This window comes from Enterobacter sp. AN-K1 (assembly GCF_020971765.1).
GTDB lineage: Bacteria > Pseudomonadota > Gammaproteobacteria > Enterobacterales > Enterobacteriaceae > Enterobacter > Enterobacter hormaechei_C.
On sequence record NZ_CP087390.1, the window covers coordinates 4,500,537 to 4,511,974 of the forward strand.

The 11,438-nt window shown below is 55.9% G+C and carries 9 protein-coding genes; 5 read left to right on the forward strand and 4 right to left on the reverse strand.

Annotation, left to right across the window (positions count from 1 at the left end; translation table 11 throughout):
- Positions 1 to 101 precede the first annotated feature (101 nt).
- Positions 102 to 650, forward strand: a complete 549-nt coding sequence (locus LOC22_RS21355; protein ID WP_003857118.1) for a winged helix DNA-binding protein — start codon at positions 102 to 104, stop codon at positions 648 to 650.
- On the opposite strand, the gene glgX is transcribed toward LOC22_RS21355, so the two are convergent.
- Genes glgX through treZ form a run of 3 tightly spaced genes read right to left on the reverse strand, consistent with a single transcriptional unit; the run spans position 647 to position 6,990 of the window.
- Positions 647 to 2,722: a glycogen debranching protein GlgX gene (gene glgX / locus LOC22_RS21360; protein WP_045348253.1), complete on the reverse strand. Its 2,076-nt coding sequence runs from the start codon at positions 2,720 to 2,722 to the stop codon at positions 647 to 649. The two genes, LOC22_RS21355 and glgX, sit on opposite strands and share 4 nt — an antisense overlap.
- A 15-nt stretch (positions 2,723 to 2,737) precedes the next feature.
- Complete coding sequence (gene treY / locus LOC22_RS21365; RefSeq protein WP_230239190.1) at positions 2,738 to 5,206, reverse strand: malto-oligosyltrehalose synthase; 2,469 nt, start codon at positions 5,204 to 5,206, stop codon at positions 2,738 to 2,740.
- Complete coding sequence (gene treZ / locus LOC22_RS21370; RefSeq protein WP_040117661.1) at positions 5,203 to 6,990, reverse strand: malto-oligosyltrehalose trehalohydrolase; 1,788 nt, start codon at positions 6,988 to 6,990, stop codon at positions 5,203 to 5,205. The genes treY and treZ overlap by 4 nt, the downstream gene beginning before the upstream one ends.
- A 131-nt stretch (positions 6,991 to 7,121) precedes the next feature.
- Here treZ and LOC22_RS21375 point away from each other — a divergent pair, with 131 nt between their 5' ends.
- The 3 genes from LOC22_RS21375 (at position 7,122) to LOC22_RS21385 (ending at position 9,730) form a co-directional block, all read left to right on the forward strand.
- Positions 7,122 to 7,649, forward strand: a complete 528-nt coding sequence (locus LOC22_RS21375; RefSeq protein ID WP_032653615.1) for a GNAT family N-acetyltransferase — start codon at positions 7,122 to 7,124, stop codon at positions 7,647 to 7,649.
- A 111-nt stretch (positions 7,650 to 7,760) separates the two neighbouring features.
- Positions 7,761 to 8,645, forward strand: a complete 885-nt coding sequence (locus LOC22_RS21380; protein WP_017382335.1) for an SDR family oxidoreductase — start codon at positions 7,761 to 7,763, stop codon at positions 8,643 to 8,645.
- Between the two features lie 107 nt (positions 8,646 to 8,752).
- Positions 8,753 to 9,730: an MBL fold metallo-hydrolase gene (locus LOC22_RS21385; RefSeq protein ID WP_230239191.1), complete on the forward strand. Its 978-nt coding sequence runs from the start codon at positions 8,753 to 8,755 to the stop codon at positions 9,728 to 9,730.
- A gap of 117 nt (positions 9,731 to 9,847) precedes the next feature.
- Here the strand turns inward: LOC22_RS21385 and LOC22_RS21390 are convergent, their stop codons facing one another.
- Positions 9,848 to 10,432 (reverse strand): nuclear transport factor 2 family protein, encoded by a 585-nt coding sequence (locus LOC22_RS21390; RefSeq protein ID WP_015570507.1) that lies wholly within the window; start codon positions 10,430 to 10,432, stop codon positions 9,848 to 9,850.
- A 109-nt stretch (positions 10,433 to 10,541) separates the two neighbouring features.
- Between LOC22_RS21390 and LOC22_RS21395 the strand changes: the two genes are divergently transcribed.
- Complete coding sequence (locus tag LOC22_RS21395) at positions 10,542 to 11,423, forward strand: LysR substrate-binding domain-containing protein (protein ID WP_045906682.1); 882 nt, start codon at positions 10,542 to 10,544, stop codon at positions 11,421 to 11,423.
- Positions 11,424 to 11,438: the final 15 nt, after the last annotated feature.

An 11,438-nucleotide genomic window follows, 5' to 3' on the forward strand; every position in this document is an offset into this window, starting at 1 on the left:
GCACTAAAAAGCTATATCTGAACGTCAAAAACATGTAAACAATTTATCAATAAAATGTTCTTATTTTATCGACGGGTTTACATTTCGGGGGAAGGATTGTTATGACAGTAAAGAAAAAGACGACAGCGTTAAACCACGACGATATTGCGGACGGGCGAATCGTCTCCTCCCGTCATCTCGTCTCAGAGCGGTGTGCTGAATTATCAGAGCTGGAATATGCGCTGATCATGACCAGCAATGCGTTTAACAAATGGATGGTGCGCTGCATGACCGCAGCGGGTGAACCGGATATGGGGGCCTTTGACGTTTCGCTTCTGCACCACGTGAATCACCGCAACCGCAAGAAAAAGCTGGCCGACATCTGCTTTGTGCTGAACGTGGAAGATACCCACGTGGTGACGTATGCGCTGAAAAAGCTGGTCAAGGCGGGATATGTCACCAGCGAGAAAGCCGGAAAAGAGCTTTTTTTCTCCACCACGGAGGAGGGAAAAGCGCTGTGCATGAAGTACCGGGAGGTGCGGGAGGCCTGCCTGATCAACATTCATGCGGAAAGCGGCATTCCGGGAGCATCAATTGGCGAGACCGCGCAGTTACTCCGCGCGATCTCCTCCCTGTATGATACCGCCGCACGCGCGGCGGCCTCGCTTTAAGGACGGCGGAAAAGCGTCATACTCCGCCCGGCCAGTTCATAATCGACGGATTCCGTGATGATTTCCCCTGTGGGGGCCTCATCCGCCGTCGAAAGCTCCAGCACCCAACCCCCTTCACCAAACTGCGGGATCTGGAATGGCACCGTACCTTCAAACGGGTTAAACAGCATCAGCACGTCGTGCCAGACGCCCTCTTCCTGCTTAAGATCCGGGCGGCTGATGGCAAGACCAAGGGTGGAGCCCTCGTCCCATTGTTCCGACTGCTGCGGTCCGCCGCCGGCGTTAAACCAGCGGATCTCCAGCCCGTCGCGCCAGTTCTCACGTCGCAGCAGCGGCTGCGTCGCGCGCAGGGCAATCAACCGACGGGTAAAGTCGCGCAGCTTCTCGTCGTTTTCAGAGAGCCCTTTCCAGTTTACCCAGGAGATCTCGCTGTCCTGACAGTAGCCGTTATTATTGCCCTTTTGCGTCCGGCCAAACTCATCCCCTGCCAGCAGCATCGGCGTACCGTGCGAGAAGAAGAGCGTGGTGAGGAAGTTGCGCTTTTGCCGCTCGCGGGTGGCGATGATATCCGGGTTCTCCGTCGGCCCTTCTTCGCCGTAGTTATACGACCGGTTATCGTTATGTCCGTCGTTATTATCTTCCCCGTTATCGGCGTTATGTTTCTCGTTGTACGACACCAGGTCGTTCAGCGTGAAGCCGTCATGCGCGGTAATAAAATTGACGCTGGCCCACGGACGACGCCCGCGCAGATCGTACAAATCACCGGACCCTAACAGACGGGCGGCAAAATCGTTAGAGACGTTATCCCCCTTCCAGTATTCACGTACCGTATCGCGGTATTTGTCGTTCCACTCACCCCAGCCAGGCGGGAAGCCTCCCACCTGATACCCGCCGGGGCCGATATCCCACGGCTCACCGATGAGCTTCAGCTTCGACAGCACCGGATCCTGGGTCACGGCATCGAAGAAGCCGCCGCGCGGATCGAACCCCTCCGGCTCACGTCCGAGAATGGTCCCGAGGTCAAAGCGGAAACCGTCAATCTGCATCGATTCTGCCCAGTATCGCAGGGAGTCCATGACCATCTGCAATACGCGCGGGTGTGAAGTATTAACGGTGTTCCCGGTGCCGGTGTCGTTGATGTAATACCGGTGCTGATCCGGCATGGTGCGGTAATAACAGAAGTTATCAATTCCCTTAAACGACAGGGTTGGCCCCAGCTCGTTGCCCTCCGCCGTGTGGTTATAGACCACGTCGAGGATCACCTCGATGCCCGCGTCATGATAGGCACGCACCATGTCGCGGAAACCCTGGATCCCCGCCGGGCCGTAATAGCGGGACGCTGGCGCAAAGAAACCGAGCGAGTTATAGCCCCAGAAGTTTTTCAGGCCGCGATCGAGCAGGTGCTGATCGTCAGGGAACCAGTGAACCGGCAGCAGCTCGACCGAGGTAATCCCGAGGCTTTTGATGTACTCCACCGACGCTTTATGCCCCATCCCCTCAAACGTACCGCGCAGTTCAGGCGGAATAGCCGGGTTAAGCTGGGTAAAGCCTTTTACGTGGCTCTCATAAACCACGGTATGCGGCCACGGGATATCGGGTCGGCGGGAGTCTTGCCAGTCGACGGCATTGGGGTCGATGACCTTACATTTGGGCGTAAACGGCGCGCTGTCTCGCGTATCAAAGCTGAGATCCAGCTCATCGTGTCCCAGCTCATAGCCGAAGTGGGCATCGTTCCACTCAATGTCACCCACCAGTTCACGGGCATAGGGGTCAATAAGCAGCTTATTGGGGTTGAAGCGGTGACCGTTCTCCGGATCGTAAGGGCCATATACACGGTAACCATACAGCGCCCCCGGTTTCAGATCCGGCACATAGCCGTGCCAGACCTCATGGGTATATTCCGGCAGTTCCAGGCGGGCTATTTCTGTTTTTCCCGAAGGATCAAACAGACACAGCTCTACCCGCTCCGCGTGGGCGGAAAACAGAGCGAAGTTCACCCCTTTCCCGTCATAATTTGCGCCCAACTGCTGGCCATGACCGGCCCGAATTTCAAACGTTGTATCCTTTGGCATTTTTGTTCTCCTCGATTAGTCGCAGGTAAGCAGAACCAACAAACATCCCTTTTCAGACGTTAAATCCAGCGTCTCTGGCAGAAGGCGACGCTCACCGGTAAACAGATCCCGGTAGTGCTTCCCGGCCAGCTCCTGGGGTATGGCCACCATAGTATTGGCCCACAGCATCGCATTGTCGGTGATGTCAAACACCAGACGCGGCACGGCGACGATCAGCGCCTCGTCATCTTTTATGCGGGCATAAACGATCAGATTCTCTTCCCGCTCGCCGGTCACCTTCAGCGGCAGCCAGTCGCCGTAGCGGAAAAGCGCGGGGTAATGCGGCCGCAGCCGTAACAGCGTGGCGGTGACGTACTGCTTCACGCTGCCGTCTCGCCAGCGTTGCGCATCGTTAAAAATGGTTCCATCCGCTACGCTGAGGTTTTCCGCCAGCGCGGTGAAATCCGGTTCGCGGCGGTTATCCGGGTCGACCAGGCTGAAGTTAAGCCCTTCGCTGCCCTGGTAGATGTCCGGTACGCCTGGCGCAGTCAGCTTGATCACCGTCTGGCTCAGGCTGTTCATTAACCCAGCCCGAATAAACGGCTGGAGTGCGGCACTGAAATCACGCAGGAACAGGGTGTTATCCGGGGAGAGCAGATGGCGCACGTAGTCCAGCACCACGCTCTCGTACCCTTCGTTGCTGTCGATCCAGTCGGTACGCTGCTTGGCCTCGCGCAGGGCTTTCTCAATAAAGCCGAGGAAACGCTCTTCCAGTGACTTAAGACCATCACGATCGTCTGGCGACAGCGTGGCTGGCCAGACGCCCGCCAGCGCCTGGAAGATCATCCAGGTGTCGGCGGCGTTCGGCGCGGTGCCGTCGTTGAGGAATCGAACCTGCGTCTGGTTCATCTGGCGCCAGCGCGCCAGGTTTTCCCCCCACAGATCTGGCGCTTCCGTCAGCGTGTATAGTCGCGCTCGCGCATCCTCGCCGCGTTTGGTGTCGTGGGTGGAGGTTCCCAGCAGCGCATCGGGCTGGCGGGCAAGACGAATACGCATCTCCTGATGAAAACGGGAAAGTGAAAACGCGCGCGGCGTCGGGTCGGCGCCGACTTCGTTCAGGGCCAGCTCCAGGTTATGGCGAAAGAACAGCGTATCCTCTACCGATTTCGCCATCAGCGGCCCGGTCAGTTGCTGAAAACGGGTGCGGAAAAGCGAGGCCAGCGTGTGGTCATCCTCCGGCAGATCGCCGGTGAGAATACGCACGATCAGGCTGAGCGCGGGTTCAGAGGTGTCGACGCTGGCGACCACGCGACTGAGCAGCGCCACATCCGGTGGCGTCAGCCCCTCTCCGGTGCCGTAGGTGCGATACACCGGAAACGCGATAAGCAGCTCGCGCAGGGCATGGCGGATATCCTCATGCTCCACTTCGGCGCCGTTATGCCCGGCCAGCTCGCTGGCGATTTTGAGCAGCGTGGTAAATTCACCTTCAAAATTACGATCGGTCATCAGCCCTTTGGCTTTGCGAAGTTCCGCCTGCCTGTCCACGGTCGTGCCCAGCGTCTCGTCGTAGAGCGTCTCCAGTCGCGAGAGGTTGGTATCATCCACCAGCACTTCCGCCAGCGAGGCAATAAACTCATAGCCCGTAGTACCCGAGACCGGCCACTGCTGAGGAAGCTGTTCCCCTTTGGCGAGGATCTTCTCTACCGTGATGTAGCAATCCGGCCCGGTCGCCGCACGCAGGCGCTGCAAATAGCCCAGCGGATCGGCAAGCCCGTCCACATGGTCAATGCGCAGGCCGTCGACAACCCCGGCGTGAACAAGCTCAAGGATCAGGCGGTGCGTGTCTGCGAAGACCGCCTCATCCTCTACCCGCACGCCGACCAGCCCGGTGATTTCAAAAAAGCGCCGCCATGAAAGCTGTTTCGGCGCTTCCCGCCAGGACATCAGCCGCCAGCTTTGCGCCTCGTGGATCTCAGCGATGCTCTTGCCTTCGGCATACGTGCCGGGATTAAGCGGATAGGCGGTATCATAGTAAACCAGCGCTGCGCTGTTGGTGACACTGTCACGTTTTAAGGTGATAGCCCCCCGCTCCAGCTCGGCTTCAAAGGTGTCGCCAAGAAACGGCAACGTCAGCGGTCGGGACCAGTCGATATCAAAATACGCCGCATAGCGGCTCTGCCTGCCTTGTTCTATAACATCGCGCCACCAGCGGTTTTCCAGCGAGGTCGACATATGGTTAGGAACGATATCCAGAATCAGCCCCATCCCCGCCTGTTTCAGCGCTGCCGCCATGCGGTCAAACCCTTCCCGCCCGCCAATCGCCGGGTCGATTTCGTTGGGGTCGGTCACGTCATAGCCGTGGGTGGAATCCGTGGTTGCGGTGAAAACAGGCGACGCGTAAAGATGGCTAATTCCAAGGTCTTTCATATACGGAATCAGGTCCACCACGCGATCGAAGGTCATGCCGTTGCGAAACTGAATTCGGTAAGTAGAGGAAGGGATCATAGCGCTGCTTCTCCATCAGCTAAGCGAACAACAATGCTGTTTGGCGGCAGGTTATCGACTGCCTCCGGCCAGCTAAAGATCGTTTTTCCGGGCAGGTTCGGTAAGGCGAGCGGCTTTTTGCCGATATTCAGCGCCAGCGACAGCGTACCGGACGGGAAACGCCAGCTCACGGCAACCATGCCGAGCGCCGTATGCAGGACGTTACCCTCCACGGCGCCCCGCTGTTTCAGTAGCGGGACGATAAAGCGCTGACGCAGCGCAATCAGTTCGCGCGTAGCGTGCAGCCACGCCCTGCCTTCCTCCGTGTCTGCCTTGTTCCAGTCAAGCTTCGACCGCATAAAGGTATTTACGTCATTGGGGTCCGGTACGGTTTCATCGTGCCCGGCATGGCCGGTGAACTCTTTCGCGCGCCCTTCCCGCACGGCTTTCGCCAGGTCGCCGTGGAAGTCGGTGAAAAAGAGGAACGGATGCGTTTCGCCATACTCCTCGCCCATAAACAGCAGCGGAATATGGGGCGACATAAGCAGCGCCGCGAACAGCACACGCGTTTTATCCGCGCCTGCCAGAGAGATAAGTCTCTCCCCCTGGGCACGGTTGCCGACCTGGTCGTGATTCTGAATAAAATCGACAAAAAACTGCGGAGGTTGCTCGCGACACTCTACCCCGCGCGACTTTCCGGTCTGAAGCGAGATTTCCCCCTGGTAGACAAAGCCCTCTGCCAGCGCCCGCGCCAGTTTTTTCTCCGGCTCAAAGGCAAAATCCTGATAATAGGCGTGTGATTCCCCGGTCGCGAAGACATGCGCGGCGTTGTGAAAATCATCATTCCATTCGGCGGTGAAAAGCGGCGTCTGACCATGCTCATCGCGCGGATGCAGGAAAATCACGTTGCGACTGTCTTCGGTGGTCAGATGGATATGCCGATCCGGAAATGCGTCGCGGATCCGTTGCGCTATCTCGGGAAGAATATGGGTCTCAGCGTCGTCATGGATCTGGTCGATGGCGTCGAAGCGCAGACCGTCAAGATGATACTCCGAGAGCCAGAATAACGGCGCCTCGGCGATGTATTGCCGGACGGCCTCAACCTCATAGGCAATACCGTTGCCCCACGGGGTCATACGATCCCGATGGAAAAACGCTGGCGAGAGCAACGGCAGGTAATTACCTTCCGGGCCAAAGTGGTTGAGTACGATATCCAGCACCACGGAAAGCCCGAGCGCGTGGGCGGCATCAATGAAGGCATGAAAATCATCCGGTGTGCCATAAGCCGAGTGCGGGGCATACAGCAGTACGCCGTCATACCCCCATCCGCGCGCGCCCCCGAACTGGGACACGGGCATCACTTCCAGTTGCGTAATACCCAGCCCGGCCAGATAAGGCAGTTTGTCGATGGCCGCCCTGAAGGTTCCTTCCCCGGTGAAGGTGCCGATATGCAGCTCGTAGATCACCGTCTCTTCCCACGGTCGTCCTTGCCATTCCCGCTGAGTGGGCTGGCTGCGACGCGGGTCGATCACCACCGACGGGCCGTTGACGTCAGCCTGCTGCGCGCGTGAGGCCGGATCCGGCACCGCCATTCCATCCTGTAAAACAAACTGATAAGTCGTACCGTGTCTGACGCCGGGCACGTCAATCTGAAACCAACCGTCGCCCACCGCCGCCATGGGAATGTCGGTATCGGTTAAACGTAATGTGAGATCTTTCTGCCCTTCTGCCCAGACGCGAAAACGTACAACGTCATCGGAAATAAACTCAGCACCCCAGTGCCTGCGACATGTTCTGAATTCCATTCATTGTCCTCGAATGACCACCTTTTACGCGGAACGAAATACAAGCTTAGACCAGGATCTACAGAGTGTTATGCCAGCAGGGGATGCCGCTTCGTCTATTATCTATTTATAACTCCCACTTAAGGAACACTATGCATATTCGAAAAGGATTAAGTACAGACCTCGCCCGCCTTGAATGTTGTGATTTTTCTTTCAAGGTTGATGAGATTGCAAGAGAGCCATTTCTCAATGGTGATTTGCATATCGAGGCGCTGACCGAACCTTATCTTAAAACCTATGAACTTGATCTCCAGACGCTGGAAAATCATTGCGTTAATCCGGATTCAATATTTCTTATCGCCGAAACGGATGACGGTGAAATCGCCGGTTTTATTACCGCGTCCTGCAACTGGAATAAATTTATTTCGGTGGATTACATTGCCGTGGAGCGTTCAAAACGCCGTACGGGCGCGGCGCACAAGCTGATGTCCGCCACCCACGTCTGGGCGCGAAGCCTCAATGCGCCCGGGTTACGGCTGGAGACGCAGAACGTTAATGTTTCTGCCTGTCAGTTCTATCGTCACTATGGGTTTATTCTCGGCGGTTACGATCGCTACCTTTACAACGCCCTGCCGGAAAAAGATGAGGTCGCCCTTTTCTGGTATTACATGCTGGCTTGAGAAAATATTTTATATCCGCTACCAGAAGATAGATTTGTCTGAATTTGTCAATTTTGCCCGCTTACGTTTAATTAACGACTAATCTTGGAATTCACTATTAAGGAGGCCGGTATGTCTACAGGAAATAATCACACGCTGCATTACCCTCGTCCACCGTTTGCTGAACAACCGCAAAGGGCCCCCGGGCTGGCATCGGAAATGAAGCCAATACCGGATCACGGTGAAACAAGTTATATCGGATCAGGCAAACTGGCAGGAAAAAAAGCGCTGATTACCGGCGGTGATTCCGGAATTGGTCGCGCGGTAGCGATCGCCTATGCCCGTGAAGGTGCAGATGTGGCTATTGGCTATCTCCCGGAAGAGGAGTCCGATGCGGCATCGGTCATTGCGTTGATTCGGGCCGAAGGCCGTAAAGCGGTCGCCATTCCCGGCGATATTCGCGTGGAATCGTTCTGCGATACGCTGGTGGAAAAAGCCGTCGCAGAACTGGGTGGCCTGGATATCCTGGTGAACAACGCCGGACGCCAGCAGTACTGCGAATCGATCGACGATCTCACCACGGCAGATTTCGACGCGACGTTTAAAACCAACGTCTATGCCCCCTTCTGGATCACTAAAGCTGCGCTGCGCCATTTGCAGGAAGGCGCCGTGATCATCAACACCACTTCCGTTCAGGCGTTTAAACCGAGCGCGATCCTGGTGGACTATGCGCAGACCAAAGCCTGTAACGTGGCCTTTACCAAGTCTCTGGCTCAGCAGCTGGGGCCGCGTGGCATTCGGGTGAATGCCGTCGCGCCAGGTCCATACTGGACGCCTCTTCAGTCCAGCGGCGGTCAGCCGCAGTCCAAAGTTCAGAAGTTCGGGGAAGATACGCCCCTGGGCAGACCGGGCCAGCCGGTTGAAATCGCACCGCTGTATGTGCTTTTTGCCTCAGATACCTGCTCATACGCCTCCGGACAAGTATGGTGCTCTGACGGCGGTACCGGCGTGCTGTAAAGCATTCTCTCAGACCTATCCATTTCATGGATAGGTCACATTCATTTCCCTGCTGTTCTCAAAAATCTCAGTTGAACTATGATGAACTTACTATTGAGGAGCCCATCATGTTTACTGTGAAAAAACTTGCGTTATCAACCCTGTTGACCGGTTCGGTTTTATTCTTTCCCGCGATCCACGCGGTGGCCAGCGTTCCGCAGCATGTGGTGAAACAGCAGGCCAGCGGCTACAGCGTTCAGGTTGGCGATACGATTGTCACCGCCTTTACGGACGGCAGCGTGCCGCAGGACCTGCACGCCTTACTGCGCCGGACGACGGCGGAAAATACCGATGCGTTACTGGCCAAAAACTTCCAGGCCAATCCGGTGGAAGCATCGATTAACGCGTTCTATATCGCTATGCCCGGCCACAAAATTCTGGTGGATACCGGTTCCGGTCAGCTCTTTGGCCCTGGCAAAGGCGGGCGGCTGATTGAAAGCCTGGCGACGCAGGGTATCAGGCCGCAGGACATCACCGATATCCTGATTACCCACGCGCACTCCGATCATGCAGGCGGCCTGGTCAAAGACGGTCAGCGCGTATTTACCCGCGCACAGGTGTATGTCGGCAAACCGGATATCGATTTCTTCTTTAACGACGAGAACCAGAAAAAATCTGGCTATGACCAGAACTACTTCGACGTCGCGCACAAGACCTTAAAGCCCTATCTGGATGCCGGAAAAGTGAAGACTTTCTCCGGGACGGAACAGCTTCTGCCGGGCATCAGCGGTACGGTTCACCCGGGCCACACCCCAGGGTCCGCGTTCTACACGCTGGAGAGCAAAGGTGAAAAAATTACCTTTGTCGGCGACATCATTCACGTTGCCGCAGTTCAGTTCCCACAGCCCAACGTGACGATTGCTTACGATGAGGATCAGGACGGAGCCGCCCGGGTACGCAACGCAGCGTTCGCTGAGTTTGTGAAAAACAAAGATCTGATTGCGGCGCCACATCTGCCTTTCCCCGGGATCGGGTATGTGAAGAAAGGTGAGCGGGAAGGCTACGCGTGGGTTCCGGTGACTTATACCAACCGGGACGCCCAATAAGAGAGTCTCTGCGTCCCAGGCTAAATATTTCAGCCTGGGACCGCTATCTCACGCCCTGGGCCCCGCGGCCGGGTATTAACCAGCCGGCGAAATCTGTCCGGCCCTGCGCTCAACCTGTCAGACAGCCAGCCATTTTTTTGCGTTCGCTTTCATATTCGCTTCTAGTTCACTGTCACGCGTGGCAAATACGCGGCCGAGGGGGAAACCGCTTTGTTCCAGCAGATAAGCTAGCGCGGCATATTCCCGCGGATAGTTGGCAGCAATTTTTGAATCAATCTCAACCGGGCCCAGCGGAAAGGTGAAAATACCCATGTCGTAGATGCTCTGACGATGGAACAGCTTCCATACGCCCTCTCTCTTTTCTGCCAGATCGTAGAAACGATTGTGGCATTCGCATCCAATATTAAGTTTTATATTTTCAGCGATGATCATCGCATTGGTTTCAAGAATCGCTTTGTCGCCGCGGTCGTTAAAAGTGACGACGGGCGAGCCAATCATATGTTTTGTGCGCAAATCTGAAGCGCCCATACGCATGGAACCCTCGACAAAATCGCTCGCGAGCCCTTCGAACCACGTAATTTCGATTGTGCCGTCCGGATGAAAAAGATTACGCAGCTGCTCCCATTCGCCCAGGTCGCGGTGCATCCAGCCATTCATGAGGTCGTTAAGATCCTGACGGTCTTGCAGTTGGTGAGTTTGCATTGTTTGGTTCCTGTTTGAGTTGATGCGTTCAGTTTGGACGTGAGGCGATTTATACTCAAATATATATATTTTACTAAACAATCATTTTTAATGATGAGTCAGGGTGGCAATGGAACTCCGGCACTTACGCTATTTTTTGGCTGTTGCAGAAGAAGAGCATTTTGGACGCGCGGCTGAGCGACTCAATATTGTTCAGCCTGCGCTCAGCATGCAGATTAAAGCCCTTGAAACCGAGTTAGGCGGTCCGCTGTTTATCCGCACCAGCCGTCGTGTGGAACTTACTGAGGCCGGATCGCTTCTTCTCAGCGAAGCCAGACTGATGCTGGAACAGATGGAACACACGCGTCTGGCAGTCCAGCGTGCGATACGGGGAGAGACAGGGCGTGTACGGGTCGGTTTTGCCGGTAACGCCATTTTTAGTGGCAAAATGATTACCGATGTACGTCGCTTCCGTAAAACCCATCCGGATGCAGAAGTCACCATTCAGGAAATCGCTCCCCAGAAACAGGTAGCTGCGATCCTCGCAGGGCATATTGATGTCGGTTATACACCGGATAACAGTACGACAGCCGATCCGCAGATCAGGGTGCAGAAAACCGGAAACTGGGAGATGATAATCGCAATGTGTGACGATCATCCCTTAGCCATCCATCCGCACCTCTCCGTTGAAATGCTCGCCGGTCATCCCCTGGTCCTGTACGACGCGCATGACGCCAATGAAAATCTGACTGTGCTGCTGGCGCAGCAGCTCGGGGATGGTTTTTGCGTGGCACATCGTTCAAACAGTACGCTAAGCGTTCTGGCATTTGCCGCAGCCGGGCTCGGTCTGGCGCTGGTTCCCGCCCCCCTGCAACAGGTGCAAATACCCGGACTGATTTACCGCAACCTGTATGCTCAGGCGTTGACCGCAAATCTGGTCATGATCAGCCGCATGCAGGAGCCAGGTAATGCAGTGACTGCTTTTCTGGCAATGGCTAACCTTCCCTGTTGAACAACGGCAGCAAGC